The sequence below is a fragment of the Vibrio frigidus genome (genome assembly GCF_042465995.1).
Classification (GTDB): Bacteria; Pseudomonadota; Gammaproteobacteria; order Enterobacterales; family Vibrionaceae; genus Vibrio.
This window is the reverse complement of the sequence record NZ_JBCDMC010000001.1, coordinates 155,321-174,295: the sequence shown is the minus strand read 5'-3', so window position 1 is coordinate 174,295 and position 18,975 is coordinate 155,321. Positions and strand designations below refer to the sequence as shown.

Annotated in this window: 14 protein-coding genes; 1 reads left to right on the top strand and 13 read right to left on the bottom strand. The window is 41.2% G+C overall.

What is annotated here, in order from left to right; all coding sequences use genetic code 11:
- Positions 1-31 precede the first annotated feature (31 nt).
- The 10 genes from AACW90_RS00760 to AACW90_RS00715 form a co-directional block, all read right to left on the bottom strand.
- A complete protein-coding gene (locus tag AACW90_RS00760; protein ID WP_390229450.1) occupies positions 32-1,180 on the bottom strand; it encodes a glycosyltransferase family 4 protein in 1,149 nt (382 codons plus the stop codon).
- The gene (locus AACW90_RS00755) at positions 1,181-1,813 is read right to left on the bottom strand and encodes a sugar transferase (protein ID WP_390229448.1); all 633 of its coding nucleotides are present in this window, start codon (positions 1,811-1,813) and stop codon (positions 1,181-1,183) included.
- A gap of 17 nt (positions 1,814-1,830) precedes the next feature.
- Positions 1,831-3,063, bottom strand: coding sequence for a glycosyltransferase family 2 protein (locus AACW90_RS00750; protein ID WP_390229446.1), 1,233 nt, complete (start codon positions 3,061-3,063; stop codon positions 1,831-1,833).
- Entirely contained in the window at positions 3,060-4,166 is a 1,107-nt protein-coding gene (locus AACW90_RS00745) for a glycosyltransferase (RefSeq protein WP_390229444.1), read from the bottom strand. Before AACW90_RS00745 ends, AACW90_RS00750 begins: the two co-directional genes overlap by 4 nt.
- Before the next feature lie 193 nt (positions 4,167-4,359).
- Positions 4,360-5,787, bottom strand: a complete 1,428-nt coding sequence (locus tag AACW90_RS00740; protein WP_390229442.1) for a GumC family protein — start codon at positions 5,785-5,787, stop codon at positions 4,360-4,362.
- Entirely contained in the window at positions 5,784-6,899 is a 1,116-nt protein-coding gene (locus tag AACW90_RS00735; RefSeq protein WP_390229440.1) for a glycosyltransferase, read from the bottom strand. The genes AACW90_RS00740 and AACW90_RS00735 overlap by 4 nt, the downstream gene beginning before the upstream one ends.
- Before the next feature lie 35 nt (positions 6,900-6,934).
- On the bottom strand, positions 6,935-7,645 hold the full coding sequence (locus AACW90_RS00730; RefSeq protein ID WP_390229438.1) for an acyltransferase: 711 nt from the start codon (positions 7,643-7,645) through the stop codon (positions 6,935-6,937).
- A gap of 90 nt (positions 7,646-7,735) precedes the next feature.
- On the bottom strand, positions 7,736-9,118 hold the full coding sequence (locus tag AACW90_RS00725; RefSeq protein WP_390229436.1) for an O-antigen ligase family protein: 1,383 nt from the start codon (positions 9,116-9,118) through the stop codon (positions 7,736-7,738).
- Positions 9,115-10,548 (bottom strand): lipopolysaccharide biosynthesis protein, encoded by a 1,434-nt coding sequence (locus tag AACW90_RS00720; protein ID WP_390229434.1) that lies wholly within the window; start codon positions 10,546-10,548, stop codon positions 9,115-9,117. The genes AACW90_RS00725 and AACW90_RS00720 overlap by 4 nt, the downstream gene beginning before the upstream one ends.
- Before the next feature lie 4 nt (positions 10,549-10,552).
- Positions 10,553-11,746 (bottom strand): glycosyltransferase family 4 protein, encoded by a 1,194-nt coding sequence (locus tag AACW90_RS00715; RefSeq protein ID WP_390229432.1) that lies wholly within the window; start codon positions 11,744-11,746, stop codon positions 10,553-10,555.
- Between the two features lie 470 nt (positions 11,747-12,216).
- Here AACW90_RS00715 and AACW90_RS00710 point away from each other — a divergent pair, with 470 nt between their 5' ends.
- Positions 12,217-15,075, top strand: coding sequence for an HD domain-containing phosphohydrolase (locus tag AACW90_RS00710; protein ID WP_390229430.1), 2,859 nt, complete (start codon positions 12,217-12,219; stop codon positions 15,073-15,075).
- Positions 15,076-15,284: 209 nt separating this feature from the next.
- Here AACW90_RS00710 and AACW90_RS00705 read toward each other — a convergent pair whose 3' ends face one another.
- The 3 genes from AACW90_RS00705 to AACW90_RS00695 form a co-directional block, all read right to left on the bottom strand.
- Positions 15,285-15,623, bottom strand: coding sequence for a cytosolic protein (locus tag AACW90_RS00705; protein WP_390229428.1), 339 nt, complete (start codon positions 15,621-15,623; stop codon positions 15,285-15,287).
- Between the two features lie 588 nt (positions 15,624-16,211).
- Entirely contained in the window at positions 16,212-17,663 is a 1,452-nt protein-coding gene (locus AACW90_RS00700) for a dihydrolipoyl dehydrogenase (protein WP_390229426.1), read from the bottom strand.
- A gap of 196 nt (positions 17,664-17,859) precedes the next feature.
- Entirely contained in the window at positions 17,860-18,876 is a 1,017-nt protein-coding gene (locus AACW90_RS00695; protein WP_390229424.1) for an alpha/beta hydrolase, read from the bottom strand.
- Between the last annotated feature and the right edge of the window lie 99 nt (positions 18,877-18,975).

Below are 18,975 nucleotides of genomic sequence, written 5' to 3'. Positions count from 1 at the left end.
AAAATAAAGATAAACTATTTTATTTTTCTGATTATCTAAATTGAATCTCATTTTGAGAATGGTTTATCAAGGCGAAATATTCCAATTCCATTTCCTTCACTTGTCGCTCTAAGGAAAATTGATGGAGAATTTTTTTGTGAGCATTACTTGCCAACCTGCGTTGTAATGGCTTTGATTGAATGATTCTAAGCATGGCGCTGGGCAAGGCGTATTTGTTCTTAGGATTATATAGGATGGCGGATTGGTTGTGACTAACCACTTCTGGAATTCCCCCTATATTTGGTGCCACAATGGGTAGCGCAGAAAATCCCGCCTCTGCGATAACAAGACCAAATGCTTCGCTTCGTGCACCACTAACGAAGGCGTCGCATCCTCCTTTTAGCCAACTAACGGGGTTTTTCTGTTCACTTATAAGGTGAATGTTATTGTCTAATTCTAGCGAGTTTATATGGTCGAGTAGTGGTTGTTTCTCACGGCCTTCACCAATCACAAGTAAATGCACATTACGGGATTGGCAATTGATGGCTTGCATCGCATCGATCAACTTATCTATCCCTTTCCTTGAAATGAGTGAGCCAATAGTAACAAATAGAAAGCTGCCCTTTGGAAGATTTAATCTCTCTTTGACATTGATTATTGGAGCATGAGCAAGCGAAGAAAAATCAATACCATTATGTATCACTTTGATCTTTTTGTTGGGATAGCCATCTCCACTAAGTTTAAAACTGATAGCCTTACTTACTACAACGGTTTTTTGGGAAAAATGCAGGCCTAAACTGACCCTGTCCCTTAACGGATAATCGCAGTGCAATAGAGTGAGCATAGGCACTTTACACAGTCGGCAAACCAGCGACATCCACTGAACAGGTCCACCACTATTGGCGTGTACAATATCTACTCTGTTTTCACGAATAAGATATAGCCCTTTTCGGATGAGTCTGAACCAATTAACAAAAGAAAGTTTTGGTTTAACCCATCCAAATAGTAATGAGAAGGTATCAAGTTGACTTGGAACCGAGAGCTTGTTTAACACCCGGTGAAGCGAGGGGTTATTCGTCCAAACGATCGGCTGAAATTTCTGACGGTCAATGTGAATAATAAGGTTGAGTAGTGATTGCTCACTGCCTCTAATCCAGTCTTCACCATAGTGAACAAAAAGAATCGTCTTTCGCTCTGTCATTTAGCGTCCTCGCCCATTGAATACCACCGCGATCGTCTTAAGTAGAATAATAGAATCAGTCACTACCCACTGGTATACAGAGGTTATCGCAAGGGCATAGCTATGGTCAAAACCGACCTTTCTTCTTACGTCATTAATGCAGGTATCATAGCCTTGGTTTACTTGAGCAAGCCCAGTAATTCCGGGCAGTACGCCATAGGTTCGTTCTACAAAGAAAGGAATGGCTTGATTCAATTTTTGGTAAAAGCTAGGTCGCTCAGGTCGTGGTCCAATAAGCGACATCTCCCCTTTCAATACATTAATCAGCTGAGGGATTTCATCTATTCGTGCTTTACGCATAAATCGGCCAACAGGTGTAATGCGCGGATCGTTGTCAACGGCCCATACAGCGCCAGAACTTGCTTCTGCGTTTTGATACATTGTTCTAAACTTAATGATCTCAAAAAACGTGATGGTTTTTGACGTGCATTTACCAACGCGCAGTTGCTTATAAAATATTGGCCCTTTGGATGTTCCCTTGATGAGTAGTGCAACGACAGGAAACAGTGGCAGTAACAGTAACAAAGTGTAGGTTGCGATCAGGACATCAAAGATGCGTTTGCCGATGTAAATTTCTCGATGGTGATTGGTCATGGTTTTGCCCTCGAATCTTAAAAGTTGAATTGTCTCTTCTTGGCATGTTCTTGTGGCGATAATTTTGTAGGAGATACCTTATTGGGAGATGGTTTGTTGGTGAATAAATAAGTGATCCCACCAACGAGGTTCGCCAAATGGCCGGATAGTAGGTAAGTTAATATGGACAATACTTTACTCTTCCTTAAAAAAGGTAGGCAGCAGCAGATTAGACCGACGCTGTACGCGGTAATCTGAATGACTAACGCGAAAAGAAATAAAGGATGTTCAATGAGAAGTAGTGAACATATAAGGCAAAGTAACATCAAGTATGGCGTCAGTAGCCTTAACCCTTTTCCAGAGAAGAATGTGAAGGCCGTGCTCGCGTATTTTGGGTTGAATAAATGGATTAAACGAAGCACTTGTTGCATGTTACCTGCCGAGATCCTTAACCGTCGTGCAAAGTCGTCTTTGTGATTGGTTTCTTCCAGCTCTATCGCGTTAATTCTCGGTTCGAAGACAATGGAATACCCTTGCTCAACGATTTTCATCGGTAGGACAAAATCATCATTGATGGTGTCCAGATCAAGGGGTTGAAAAAGTGATTGTCGAAATAGGTAGAATGCACCGTGGCAACCAATAGTCGCACCTAAACAGGCCTCGCCATTTTTGATTTTAGCTTGATATTTCCAGTAGCTTGTTTCTTCATGATTACCAGATAACGTCATACAGTAATTGGGATTGACGACACCAACACGTTTGTCATTAAATGATTGGGATGCTATCTGCAATGAATCTATAGACAAAAGTGCAGATACATCACTGAGTGCCACAATATCGGATGCGGCTTTAGGTACTAATTCATTAATGACGGCTATTTTCCCTCGATTAGATGCAAAATTGATAACTTCGAAATGGACATCTTCACATATGGCTTCTTGTATAGTCAGTTGTGCTAGTTGAGCGGTGTTGTCGGTACATCCATCGCAGGCGATGATGACATTTAGTTTTTGTCGTGGGTAATCTAAACTGGCGATGTTGCGTATTTTTCCTTGAATCCATTGAGCTTCATTGTAAGCAGGAATGATAAGCGTTACCGTTGGTAAATCTCCGTCTCTTGCATTTTTTTTAAACCTTCGTGACGAAATAGAAATCGGTTTTAGTGGCCTATTATTTTTATACCAGCCTAGCAGCATAGGATAACCAACATGGCTATAGACAATTAAACAAGCGCTTACCACGCTAGATACGATCAACAGTAGTTCCATCATGCCAATTCTCCCATTGAAAGATCATCGTAAGCTTTAACCATCTGATGAATATTGTTGTTTGTAACCACAAATTCTCGCGGGAGATGCGTGGAACGGTTTGCCAACGTTCTTGCTAATGAATGAGAAAGGTCAGCAACATCGTTTGATTTTGCCAATACCCCCGTTTTTGGGCATAAGACTTCTGCTGAGGCACCAACATTAGTGACGACGGCGGGAATATTACACGCTTGCGCTTCCAACGGTGAAAGAGGTAATCCCTCGAACCGTGAAGGTAAACAAAACAGATCCAATGATTGATAAAATCGCGGCATATTTTCAACTAAACCGAGAAACAACACTCTCTCTTTTAGTTGTAACTTTTCGACCAAGTTTTCTAGATATTTTCGTTGCGAACCATCACCAGCAATAACTAATATCACCTCTTTTTCTAACAGAGCGAGGGCTTTAATTGCTAAGTCATGACCTTTTACTTGTTCTAAGCGACCGGCCATTCCGATTATTGTTTTATCGTTAGGTAATTTGAACAGTTCTCTCGCCAGTTGCTTTGAACCGGGTTTGAATTTTTTGCAGTCAACGCCATTTTTTATGACGACCGAGTTGGACCCAGAAAAACAGGCAGTAAGTTTCTCTTTGACATGAGAGGCGTCGGCAACCAGTGTTGGTTTTGCAGCCTTGAGAACCATACCTTGAATGCGTCGGTGTTTTTTGTCTTCTAGGTGCCAAGCGTCATGCTCGGTATGAATTCTAACGGCCACACCCGCCATGCGCGCTGCGTATCCAGCGTAGAGCAAAGGACCAATATGATGGGTGTGGACCACATCGGGTTTCACCGCTCTAAAAGCTTTAATTAGGGTAAGAATTAAACCTAAATGAACGCCCGGTTTTTTTCCCAAAAAAACCAATTGGTTTTGATACGCTTCAAGTCTAGGCCAGTTTTTAAGTGATTCTTCTTTCGTGCCTTCCAGACTAACAATCAATACTTGGTCATTTGGGTTAGCAAAACTCAGCAGATCTAGGGTTAGGCTTTCGAGTCCTCCTGGGGCGAGGTGTTGAACCACATGGATAACTTTTTTTCCGTGTCTGCGTGTTGAGGTCATATCCATAACGCTATCCTTCTATATATATGTGGGATTATTCCGTTTTAAATAGACTATTTGTTAAATAGATTTTTTGTTTTAAATAGACTATTTGTTTAAATAATTTGCAGGTAATGTGCCAAGTATATTTATCTTCAATAACAATAGGTTATGCTTTTATTATTGCCAGTAATTCGATTTTCTCAATATGAGAACGAATTTAATAACTGACATTAGGTATGCTACTCAACACGGGCGCGCCGGTTATCAAAATCAGTTCATCTTGTCGACGAATAGTGGTATCAAAGAGTTCGAGTAGAGTGGCCATTCCGGCACCAAGAGCGATACCTGCAAATAGTCCAGAGAGTATATATACCCAGCTAGGGAAGTTGGATGGTTGGCTAGGGGTATAGGGCAAATCTATAATCTTAACGCGTTTATTTTGTTCGAAATTACCGAGTGAGCCGGTTAGCTGCGCCATTTCAAATCGTTCGACAAGCTCATCGTAGAGCCGTCTTTTATTGGTGACACTGCGCTGTAGGTTAAATAAGATCTTTGATTGGTCGCCAAATTGGTTCGTCTCTTTGTCTAGAACAGATATCATCTGCTTCAAACTTTTGCTCTCTTCTTGGAGTGATTCGTACTGGCTTCTAATCAACTGTAAACTCTGTAGTTGAGTGATGAGTAAAGGCTGCATGTTGCCTAATTGAGACAGTTGAATGCTACTCGCAATATCCCACAACTTTTCACTAGAAAGGTTGGATGAATTTACGTTTACCATTGTTTCTCGTTCGTTCTCCAATCGAGAGAGTTCTCGATTTTTTGCTTGTACAGCGCTGTGGTTTTCAGTGTAGTTGGCTCTCAAGAGAGTGAGTTGGCTGCGAGCTTCGATAATTTGTTCTTCAATTTTTCCTACAACAGGGTTGGTTCTAGACAGTTGCTGATCAAGGCTACCCAAACTTTTTTCAACCCCTGCAAGCGTCGCTTTTTTCTCGGATAAGGTCTGTTTTAATGCCGCAAGTCTAGACAGCTTTTCGTTCTGCCTTTCAGGCGACACATTTGGGTTTATGTTTTGGAAATCCGCGAGGGCTTGTTCGGCATTATTGAGTTCTTCTAATCGCTTGTTTATGTGGAAAGTAAGAAACTCTGCAGAATCTTTGATAGACGATCTTTCCGGCGCAAGGACTTGGTCTATAAAGTGGTCACTTATGGATTCTAGTAGCGCTTTCATTCCTTGAGGTGCCGAAGCGGTGAGTTTTATCTGGACAAACTCTTTACCTAGCAGATGAACAGAAATCCTATCCGATAAGTTTCTGATCACTTTTTCCGACTCTTTGGTGCTCATAGCGGCATCAATGAGGCCAAGATCTAGGGCAACAGATTGCAAAATGTGACGACTTTTAAGTAGTGTACTTAGCGCATTTATTCTGTCTTTAAAACCAGTAGAGACAGCGATATCTTCAAGGAATGGGTTCATTTTCGCCGTTTCTTGAATAAGCATGCTGGTGTGTGAATGGTATTGTGCTGGTGCTAGTTTGCTTACGATATAGCCGGCAAAAGGCATAATGAGAACCGGCATCAATAGTATATATCGGCGTCTCCATGCCCCTTGTAGCAAAATAAGCAGCCTTATCTTTAGTTCAATCATAATAGCTCCAATAACCAATTGAGAAACTGGCTGCGCTCCGCCCAACTTTGATGACAAACGGCGTCTTTAGATATACGGGGTGATCCTGCTGCCTGATAGAGTTTTTGACGAAAATCGTGATGAGAATAGGCAACGTTAAGATGCTGTTTATAGGGCGCAAGTGCAGGGAAATCGACACTAACAATGGGTTGGCCCGAAGCCATGTATTCCATTAGCTTTAAAGGGTTACATGCCCTTATTTGAGGATTATCAATAAAAGGAAGAATGCTGACGTCCCAGTGTTGGCTGTAGCTTGGTAGATCGTGGTGTGAACGGCTTCCTAGATAGAAAATATTGTCTAAATTAGGCAGCTTTCGCTGTTCTAACTCGTTAGGGCCAATAAAAACAAAATTCCAATCTGGCATCGACTCAGCGAGAAACTGGATAAGCGGATAGTCTATCCAATTTGATAAACTGCCATAGAAACCCGCAATAGGTTTACCTATAGGAAGATCGTTCGCTCTCGGCTGCGGGTTTGTAAATAATTCGGTATCAACGCCATGGGGCAGTAAATGGGTCTTACACGCAGGGAATTTATGTTTAAGGTTTTCGCTTGCGGTCAGAATCAGATCTGCTTTATCGATGAGCCTTTTTTCATGATTGCTAACCGTATGATGGTCGACACCAGCGAGTGCATTAAAGTCATCACCACAATAGTAAACAACAGCAGATTCGCCCAAGTTACCGCAAAGATCCGCCGTGGTCGGCAGAGATGACCAAAGGATAGGTTGGTTGAGCTTTGCTTTATCGATAATGGGTTTCAGCTGATTTATCATCATATCTTTCGCGATATATCGGGCGAACGTTGACTTAGGGGCAGGAATGGTCAGTAAGTCGACCTCAATTATGTTGTGATGTTGAACCTTTGGTTTCGCATAATGGTGCGCACGACTTTTTTTTGGTAGCAGTTTTGCCCATGCTCTTTTTAGATCCTTGCTATTCCAATGGGGTTGTCTTAACCCTATAGAATTAACCCACACAACCTTTCTGTCTTTAGCTAATCGGGTGATCAGATGTTGTGTACTAGACGGCAAACCACCTAGGTCTTCACCAAATACAATAAGATCATGCATAATTCACCTCTTGTTCGATAATATGAAAGTCTGTGCTATCCAATAGCACGGATAATCTTGGCTGGATTACCTGCGGCGAGTACAAAGCAAGGCAGGCTTTTAGTCACAACACTTCCTGTCGCGACAATGGTGCCCTTGCCAATTGTGACGCCTTTATTTACGGTGACATTTGAACCCAGCCATACGTCATCTTCTAGCGTAATGTCACCTATTTGATTGCTGAGGTCTGGGTCTCCAGCCGCCCGTTTTGTCGCGTCAAATGGATGGCCAGAGTAACCAAATAGAGAGGACCTTCCGGCAATCCTTACATTATTTCCAATAAAGACTTTCGTACCGACCGCGATAGTGGTCTGCCAACCAATACCAACGTTGTTACCGATAGTGAGGCTGGGATTATGGCTAGTAGAGCGGCCACTAAACGTGGTTTGTCCAGAAATACGACAGTTTTCGCCTACGTAGATAGATAGAGGACCGGAGATAAATGGAATACCAGTGTAAAGGTAAAGATTTTTGCCACAGGAATGCACTCGTCCTTTAAATGCGGGTGTATACAGAAAAATTCGAGTTATGTTACTTAAAAAATTCTTGGTGAGAATGAGCACGAAGTAGAGTGTTTTATTGAGAGCCTTAGGTGTAGGTATGTCGAAGGTTCGTATGCTTTTTAGCAAGCTGAACAGTTTTTGATGGTGCGGATTAGGGCTCTGCTTCAACCAATTTTTAAGATTGTTGGGGGAAAGTGTCATCATGGTAACGTCTCTTTTTGATTTCTTTCAATAAGACCTTCACAGAATGTGCCACTTAATAAATGATATAAAATCAATTGGTTATAGTTGTCATCATTTTGAATTCTCATTTTGACTAGCAATTTGAGCGACACAGATGGTAAGCGCTGCAAGAATGTAGATTGGCCAATTGAACCCTTGTGTTAAAAATGTACCAGAAATTACCGTACCAATTAGGCCTGCATAAACGGCATTCGCCATTGTCTCTACATTTGCAGGGTACGGGTGTCCCTTAATTCTGTTCACGGTGTTTTTTGCTGTTCTAATTAAAGACACGATGAAACTGATGAATACAATCAAACCTAACATTCCTGTTTCGGCTAACACACCAAACCAAGTGCTGTGTACAGCATGATTCAACCCGTCCCAGTGAGCGCTATAATAGAAATAATTTGAATAGAAATTATTGAGGCCAACACCCGTTAAGGGGTTTTCTAACGACATTCGAAATGCAGCTTGCCACGCATATAAGCGGCCCATCGCAGAGGCATCTACGCCTATTTCGGCGGCGCCACCAGAGGCTCTTTCCGAGATCCCAGCAAAGAAGTAAAGAAATAGAGTGGCGGCGATACCAAGGGAAAATAACAAGGTTTTTGAACGGATTTTACCTAAAGCCAGTACGGAGAAAATGGCTAACGTTCCCAATAGCCCACCTCGGCTCTGCGTGGCAATAATAGAGTAGATAAGTATGGCGCTAGTGACAATTGCAAAAATGCGAAGCATTAAGTGATTCTTTTTGGTGATAAAGGTAGATATCGAGAACGCGAGTGGGAACATTAAAACGAGCGCCAGATCATTCGGGTCACCGAGCATTGAACCGATATCACGACCAATAGTGACACGGCTGCCTTCTACCAGGCCAATGCCATTTATCGAGTTGTAAACGGCGACACTGCCTACTAGTAAACCAGATAAATTGATCAGCAGCGTAATGTAAGAGAGATATTTGGCCTGATTGACTATCCAGATGATCGCCAACGTCATGACCATAATTTTCCAATAGATATTCTTAAAGTACTCAATGGCAATAGGTCGGTTTGACGCAAGTGCGATGCCGATCAATATGAGAACCCAAAACGCCACTAACCAAGAAAGTGAGGGATGCCAATAGGGAGTGAGTGTCTTGCTAATGACACTGTGCCATGCCAGTGCAAGCAGGGCACCTGCAGATAATAGCAATGGAATCTTCAATGGATAAAGTACGGGGATAACCTCATGAATACGAAAAAACGAGAAGATAACAAAGAGAAAGACCAACCCAAACATATGGTTAATAACAAAAAGTAGCCCTAGTGGTAAAGCGCATAAGATGAGGACGACAACGGGGTTGGGTGCGATGATCCAGATAAGCGATATAACAGCGCAGCACAGAGTAACAAGTGTTATGCCTGAATAACGACGGTCGGATAGGATGTGGGTTTTGGGTGACAGTTTCATAAGCGACCGAACTCTTTGCTATTGTTCAATCTTGGTAAAGTAATGGAGGGGATAAGACCAGAGATAATGGCTGTCGCTAGAATCACTAATGGCGCGGCGATGGTTAAGATAACTTGGGCCATTGAACCGTTCAAAGTATAGGAACCAACCATAAACAGTGCGGTGAGGGAAAAAATGAACAAGATAGGACGAACCTGATAAGGGAGGAAATAGTGTTTTTGACTTAGAGCGAAGATAAGAATCAGCTTAAGACATTGAGCAATATTGAGGGCTAATATTATCCCCCATACACCTGACTCTTTGATCATCCAAGCAACAGAAACACCGACGGTTGAAGCGACGATATTAATGACGAGCAGTGTGCCAGTTTTACGACGGTAAAGAATGCCAATATTGCCTATTTCACTCAGCTCTTTCATTAGTGCAATAGAGAGTGTTCCCAACACATACTTGGTTGATTCTGAATAGCCTTCAGGAAGCGCTAAGGTGATGAACATAGGCGCGAGATACGAGATCGACGCGGTGAGCATAGCGATCCAGACAAAACCGTATTGGGACAATTGCGCCGTTGATTGGCGACCAAAGTTTTCAATGTGCTGGAAGCGTTTTGGCATCCACCAGAGGCCGTAAGGTTGAACCAGAATACACATTGCTAATGAGAATTTTAGTGCGATGGCGTACATCGCGACATCCGCCAACGATCCGGAATAAGCAAGAATCCATCTATCAGCACCATTCAATGCGAAACCAATACTGCTCGCGAGAGCCAGTGGTAGGCAATAGCGTGCAAAGATCTTCGTTTGCTTAGCACTAGGAAAGGTGAATGACCATCTATTGATCCAATGAAGCACACCGAGTTGAATCGCATGTGAAACAACAGAGGAGAGTAAAATTCCTGATACACCAGCTTCTAGTCGTATCGCAATAATAACCAAGATTAGTTGTAAAATCGCACTTGCAGCGGTGACAAGGACAAAGCACTTTGCTCTATCTTGCATACGTAACCACGCCAACGATATTCCTAATGCCCCCTCGATAGATAAGCCAAAGGCCAGTATCGAAAATTCAGTGTGCGTAACCAGAGAAGTAAATTGAGCAAGATGATAACCAGAGAATATTAGTAATACAGGAAAAGCGAGGAACGCAATGAGTGCCGTCAACGTATAGATTTGTGCCGCGATTTTTTTCTTGTTAGAGAGAGTATTTTCTACACCTGAATAGCGATAAAGTGCTTCGTGCATGGATAGATTGATGAACAAGCCAAAAAATGCCGCGATACTGGCGAGGATTTCAAGTTTACCCACCTCTGCAATGGATAGGTTAGTGGCAATAAATGGCAACATAAACAAGGATAAACCTTTCATCAGAAATAGGCCTATTCCGTAATAGAGTATATTTCTGAAACCAGAAGGCATGGCTAATCGGATCATCACGTTACCCCTCTTTCGCGATTAGTTTTGGTGATTTCACTATGGCCCTTGCGATCTTTCTATAGCATTGTTCTGCGTGATAGTTCTCAGCTTTAATTTGTGCTTTTTGACCAAGCGCTGGAATTAAAAATGGTGAATAAATAAGTGTTTGAATAGAAAGGAAAAGATCTTCATAATCGTTGGGTTTGTATTTGATACAATCAACCTTATGAGTCAATACATTATCCCAATAGGCACCGTCATTGGGAATGACAACACACATACCTGCGGCCATCGCTTCTAGTATCGATAAACCAAAGGGTTCATTTTGGCTCGTAGAAACAAATATATTGTTTCGTGCTCTTATTTCATCCAGATTTCTAGGGTTTTGATGCCATGAAAAAAGTGGGATTTGAACAGGTGCTTGCGTAATAGAGATTTGCGTACGTTTCGGTTTTATATAACAGATGTCTGTAGGAATAGGGGTTGTATTTGCTAAGCGTTTCCCAGTCTCAATTAGTGTATCTAGCCCCTTCCATTTTAGTAGAGATGCCGCCCAAAAAAGGCGCGGTTCACCATAGGTGCACGAAGTTGGCCATTGATTGGAACTAATACCATTGTTGAAGAAAAGATAGTGTGGAGAGGAGAGGGCAAACCGTGTGAATTCCCGTGCGGAATGAGCGTGTACTCTCCAACCGAAATAATGGCTAAACGCTGACTGTATTGACGAGTGGCAGGATTCAAGCGCAAAGATGACGTCTGCTTTCGTTAGGCAATGACCAATGGACCGAGACTTCGCAACAGGGCCATGGATAAGCTGAATCAATGGAAACCGCCAGATTGCCTTTACGAGATAGAGCGACATATCAACGCCTGGGCCTGACATGCCTACCGCTGAGTTTACAGAAGGGATACGAAGTAAAGTGATGAAGAGCATGAGAGATAAATAGAACTGCTTGACCCAAAAAAGTCCCCCGTGACTGGCGGTGAAAAGAAAGGCCGGCATTCGAAGGTGAATGGTCTTTATTTGATGCGTACTTAACGAAACCTCACTCTTCCAGCAAGTCGGGCTAGCAGTAAGGACAGTGAATGAGACGGACTCGTTATCGCACTGGTTGATAGCTTCTTGCGTGGCAAGCTTTGAACCCCCGAAGAACGGAATGGGATCAAAAATTAAGCAATGATTTTGTGATTTCTCTTGATGCGTATTCTGTTCCATACCGACGTCCATATTATTGAGCAGTATGGTTAAACAGCAATCTCAGTGCCAGAATGTAAATGTAACTTAAGTTTTTGATTAATAAGTATTCGTACAAATTACCTTTTGGCAGAAAAATCGTTTTCTCAATTTGAGAATCAAAATAATATCCGTCTGTCCGTTTTTACTGTCAGCAATAAGTGACCCCAATGCGCCAACATATCCAACTTTAAGGGCTAGTTCACCAGAACGTGGGAATGAAAGATATGTATTGCTAACAAGATTGTCAAAAAGCGGTGCATCTCGAATTTAATAACACACTTCTTTTGTAATGGTACTTCGTAACTCAGAAATGCCCATGCGACCTAAGGTCGAAGAAGCGTTGTTCACCGCTTAACGAGTAAATGTCAAAAGCAAAGAGAGATGCTACCGATTCTATCAAACGCAACTATTATCATAGTAACTCTAAAATAAATAGGCCTTAACAGCAGATGAATAATGCACGTAGAACATTCCCTATTCATGTCCATATTACCACTGTCATTATTGTGCTCGTTGTTATAGTTACTGGTGCTCAAATTTGGCTAACCAATAAAGGACTAACAGACGTAATTTTTGAAACTAATAGGAATGTATTTCAAAGGATCGCGGCTCAAACGCGCAGCCAAATGACCGCGCACTATGGTGCAGCATTTACCGCAATTGGTACCTTTTCAAAGGGAAAGATTGTTCAAGCTCAAACGATAGAAAGCCGCGAAAACTCTTTACCAGAAATTGCTCATTTGCTTAGTGAATACACGCATGTCACGTCGTACTCTATTTATTACCCAAATGGAGATGTATTTTTCGTGATGAGGGTGAAAGATAGTGAGATGAGAAAACGCATGGATCTGCAGGAAGATACCATCTTCGTCGTGACTCATCGAAACTCTAATTTTGTTCGTATTAAAGGCTTGAACTCATCGTTAGTTTTCACCGAACATGTTGGTGGATCAGAAACCTTTATGTTTGACAAACAACACCAATTTCAAAATGCGGTGATAGACAAGAATCTAATTTCAGAACCAAGGTTGCTCAGAGGCGTTAATGAACCGGGGATTACCATTTATCGAGCAAGTAATAACGGAGCGGTTGTTGCCGCAGAAGTGTTACTGGCGGGTTTGCGTGATTCGCTAACCGATACATTAACTAATAAATCGTCGATAAGAGTGCTTTATGACGATTCGAAGACGGTTTTTGCATATAGCGATGCCTCTCGCTCTGAACTCCCGTTTCACGCATCGTTATCAAACCTAGACAAATTAGAAAATCCTTTAGTGCCATTCGCCATTGAGCAATATCGCCGTGATGGCAAGTTAGGGTTATTCGAGTTTGAAAAGGAACGCTGGTTCGGTAAAATCATTACGCTAAAACCACTAAAAAGTGACCATGTTCATTTGTTAATGGCAGCAAAAGCTTCAGAATTGTTCGACCAAGGTGGATTAATCAAACGCCAGACACTCTTTGGCTCGTTGTTGATTTTTGCTCTGATGTTACCTGTCATCTACTTCGTTTCCCGTTCAATTTCTAAGCCTATAAAAATGGCAACGCAAAAAGCAAAAGAGATTGAGAGCTTTAATTTTTCTACTCCTATTAACTCACAAAGTTATATAAAAGAAATCCAAGATCTCAATAATGCTCAAATCGCCACTCAAAACACAATTAGCCGATTCATCTCTTTGACGAATAATATTGCTCACGAAGAAAACCTAGAGGCACTGCTAGAACTCGTCTGTCGCGATACGATTAGCGCAGCAGAAGCCAATGGGGTGTTTCTCTATTTGTTAGATGCAGAGAATAAGTGCTTAGTGCCCAAATACGTTTGGTGGGAAGGAGCAACAAAAGCCGATATAAATCGAGCATTAGACTCTAAGGTTCCCACCGCTGAGTCGGGCCAATTTATTCGGCAGATATTCATTGAAAAGAAACACCATATATTCCAAGCCAGCGAGCTCCCGAACTTAGATATTGATTGGAACGATAGCAAAACTAGCCAGATTGTGGTTATACCTTTGAAAGATCGTGAAGGGATTGTAATTGGGTCATTTGGTGTGTTGTATGATGATGGTAAAGCACAAGCTCAGTATGAGCGATTTGCTGACTATTTAGATTCGTTACTCGGTTTTTCATCGGTTGCAATAGAAACAAACACCATGATGGCTGCTCAGCAAGCACTTCTTGACTCATTCATCAAAGTTATTGCAGGGTCATTAGACAAAAAATCACCTTATACAGGAAACCATTGCCAACGTGTTCCAATATTAACAGAGTGGTTAACTCGGGCTGTTCAAGAATCTACATTTCCGTCGTTTGAGCACTTTTCTCTTAATTCAAAAGAGTGGCAAGAGTTGAAAATGGCGAGTTGGCTACATGACTGTGGAAAAATCACGACACCCGAGTATGTGGTCGACAAAGCAACAAAACTGGAAACAATTTATAACCGAATCCACGAAGTAAGAATGCGCTTCGAGGTTCTTAAACGTGATGAAGAAATTACGAGATTGAAGTCTTTAGTGCAAGCATATCCAGTTGGATGGCGAGAACAATTACGGGAAAAATGTGAGCAGTTGAATCAAGATTTTGAATTTGTGGCTCAGCTTAATTTGGGATCAGAGTTTGTGACACAAACTGACCTTGATAGGTTAAATGAAATCGCATCACGAACGTGGACTCGAACCTTAAGTAAACAACTCGGTATATCTTCAGAAGAAATGAAACAGTACACGGAAAAAGATGAATACCCAACCGAAGAGAAGTTGCTTAGCGACCACCCTGAACATCTTATTGATTGGAATGACAAAGACAAATTTGATGACAGGTTCACAATGAAGCCGACTCAATATCAGGCGAATAAGGGAGAAGTGCACAACTTAGGCATTCAACGCGGTACATTAACAGAGGAAGAACGGTTTATTATCAACGATCACATTGTTCAAACCATCCATATTTTGGAATCGCTACCGTTCCCTCGACATATGCGAAACGTGGCAAAAATTGCGGGAGGCCACCATGAGAAAATTAATGGTGAAGGTTACCCTATGGGCTTAACGGGCTCAGAGATGTCGCTTACCACAAAAGTCATGGCCATCGCCGATATCTTTGAAGCGTTGACCAGTTCCGATCGCCCTTATAAAAAAGCAAAAACGTTATCGGAGTCGATTAAGATCATGAGCTTTATGGTTAAAGATCAACATATTGACCCTGAGCTATTCGCTTTGTTTTTAAGTTCGGGGGTTTATAAACGTTTTGCTGATGACTATTTACAGCCTGAGCAAATTGATGAAGTGAATATTAGCGATTATTTAACGTGATATCGAGGTTGAGAGCCTGTGTTCTCATTACGAAATCAGGCTAGTTAGAATTTACGATACTTTGCTCAGTGCCAGTTAACCGCAGCATTGCTTTTCTTATTGAACCTAGGATCCGGCTCCGTTCAATTCGCACCCTGTTTATCAACGAAATGCTTTCGGATGAATGGCTAGGGATGCCAATTCGCCGATTTCAACTTACTGAATTATTTTCAGTCCATTCGGGTAATAAAGGTTTGCTCGTCATCAACAAAAGCCACAAAACCGCCGTGATAGATAAAAACACGACCTCGCCCTTCAACTAGGCAAGCAAGCTGTGGGTTCAAATCTTCTTCGTTATCTTGGCTTTGAAATGTACCGGTATCGGTGATTACGCCGCTGAATGTAGGCAAAGTTCCATAAGCGCGTTTGGCTTGATCAATCATGCTCAACTCGCTGGCGGTAGAAAAGTAAGAGGGGATCGTATCGGCGTCTTCAATGAACATGGTTTTCAGTTCTTCAAAAGCTGTAATTACCAGCCAGTCGATGCCGTTAACTTGATGGATAAACATAGAGTTTCTCGTTAATTCTGATGCGGAGATTTTATCACCATCAGGGGAGAACGTAGTAGAGATTTAGTTGCTAAAGGCGGTAATTCTGTGTCATTTCCGGACATTCACTAGGCCAACTTCAAACACGGCTTTGCCCCGTTTGGGCTTAGAGCTTTAACTCACTCTAAATATGTTCATATTGGTTTGCCATAGACTTTTTCATGTGAGGAACTGGAGCGGTTTGTCATATCATGACTGTTCACGCGATTTTCCCCTGTAGCGATCTATCTCCCCCATATTACAAAAGTATTCGAGCCGCATATTGACGATTTATCCCCAAAATATAAAAGCCTCCAAATTAGGAACCCCATTTCAATGAGCCACTGCAGAGACGATTCAAATAACAGGGCCAAGACCTACGATTTCTCAGTTGTCATGGCGTCGTAAATAATCTATTTTGTTTCTGTCGCATTTAATTCAAGAAAAACACTATCGATTATTTCGAGACAGATCCATTTATGAATGGACGCAGGTTAGTAGCACCTAAAATTCAGGTTAAGTCGGAATTAATAGTTCCTTACCGATAAGTTGACAATCTCCCTCAGAGAGCTAACAACCAACTCCACATTCCATACATTGATTTATCATTGCACTGCCTAATTTCAATTTGGCATTAAGATCTCGTAGTGCAGTACGAACTCCTTCTTCGATAACGGGATGATAAAATGGCATTTCTAACATTTGCGATATCGTCATTCGATTCTGGTGTGCCCAAGCGAGTAAGTGTGCTAAATGCTCAGCTTGTGGACCTATCATTTCTGCACCTAATAAACGTCCTGTACCTTGCTCTGCATAGATGTGCAATAGACCTTTATTTTTTAACATAACACGACTGCGCCCCTGTTCTTCAAAAGAAACAGTACCTGTTTCAAAGCAATCACAACTCCCTAGATTTTCGATAACTTGCTTATAACTCAAACCAACCATGGCTAATTGTGGATCCGTAAATACAGCTGCAATTGAAGTGCGACGAAGACCTGCACGGATTTCAGGATATCGGCCTGCATTGCTGCCCGCTATCTTTCCTTGGTCAGCGGCTTCATGTAAAAGTGGTATTTGATTACTCGCATCACCCGCTATAAAAATATTTTCAATCGATGTTTGCATGGTGAATGGGTCTGCGAACGGTACACCGCGTTCGTCATTTTCGATACCTACATTCTCTAAGCCCAAATTATCAACATTAGGACGACGTCCCGTTGCAGCTAAAACATATTCAACAAGCTTAACCTGCTCGAACCCTTGCTTATCAATGTAAGTTATTTGTACATTGCCATCTTTACGGATCATCTCTTTCACATTTGCATTAGCGTCCAAATAAAACTCATCAGAAAATGTTTTTTGTGCGTAAGCCATCACTTCGGGATCGGTGAATGGTCCAACTTGACCACCCATTCCAAACATCAGTACTTCAACTCCTAAACGATGTAATGATTGCCCCAACTCTAAACCAATAACGCCAGGTCCAAATACGGCAACGGATTTTGGTAAGTCAGTACAATTAAATAAATCATCATTGATAATCAAATTATCACCTAACTCATTCCATATTCCAGGATATGCAGGGCGAGACCCTGTTGCAATAACAATTCTTTGTGCCTTTATTTCTGTATGATTATCGATAATAAGCGTATTTTTATCAATGAACGTTGCTTTACCAATAATTTTGTCTGTCTCATTAATTTCATCAACGGCTTCAAGCACAAAATTAACAAAACGATCACGCTCGTCACGCACGCGTTGCATTACTTTTTGACCATCAATCCGAACATCACCATCAATAAACACACCAAATGGTGCGGTATGTTGTGCACTATGAGCCGCTTCAGCGGCGGCAATCAATAGTTTGCTTGGCATACAGCCAACACGTGCACAAGTGGTGCCGAATTGCTCTCCTTCGATCAAAAGAACTGAATCTGTATTTTCTTTTGCCGCACGGTATGATGCTAATCCAGCCGTTCCTCCGCCGATTACGGCTACGTCTACTGTAATTTTTTTCACTTCTCACTCCAATTAAGCCCAAATTTAATAACTATTTATTTAAATTATTAAGGCTGTTTCTCTTTGTTATTTCTGGTATCTGCCAACTTAGTCGGCACTCGATAATTTGTAGTTGCTAAGTTGCTAAGTTGCTAAGTTAACAATGCTTAACCGAACAAGATTGAACGGTAGCTAGGGCTGTTGCCTAAAATATGAATTAATCACGAAGATCATTAATTATTATATCTATGGCATCTTTGGATTCTGGTAATCCAAATACAGGAAAGGCATGGAACATATTTTCATACTCATAATATTTGTAAGCTATATTTTTTCTGTCCATTTTAAGAACTAATTTATGGACATCTGCCAACAATACTTCTTCTGAACCTGCTACAAGTATTATTTCACCGACTTCTCTTAAATCACCATATATTGGAGATACTATTGGATTATTTGCTTCATAAATGCCTCTCCAATACTCTCCGAGTAGTGTAAGTGCTTTCGCGGCAAGCATGTAATCCCTTTCATCTAATGATTCTAAAATCAATGGGTTACTCATTGAAATGTCGACCCAAGGTGATATAAGTACTATTTTACTTGTTTGGTACATTTTCTTATCTCTAATTTGTTGAGCCAAAGATAAGCTCAATCCTCCTCCTGCTGAATCTCCCATTAATATAATTTTCTCATCAGACCATGAATTTGATAAATTGCTATACATCAATAACAATTCTTCGAACATTTGCTCCGCTTTTACATATGGAACGAGTGGAAAAATTGGAATGATAACTTCATAATTTAATTCTTGGCCAAGGTGTAATGCTAATTCAATATGTTCATCCATTATTTCATTAACATTTCCCCCTCCATGTAGGTAAATTAATTTATCAGTCTTTTCATTTTCATTTACATTGAAGCGATAGACGTCAGTCTCTCCAAATGAATCGACTACAAATTTTTCTTTTAACATAACAGAACTAGGGATATATTTTACGGCTTCACCTTCCTGTTTTTCATCCATAAACGCTTCCGCTAACTCTAAACTTGAAATTTGACTTGGTCCATAATTGTTACCTTCCAGCAATCTGAATACATCCATCATTAACTGTGCTTTAATACTTCTTTCATTAAAATACTGAGCATTAATACTATATGCCGCTACTAACATAGTAATAATTGTAAGAGTTGATAGTAAAACCACCTTCATTTTTTTAGAATGATTATTCTTCATTAATTTAACCTTTCTTAATCTGTCGTTATGTAACTCATAAAATAAAATAGCCAACATGTTTTTGTAGTGAGACTATTATTTGTTGCATTATTAAATGAG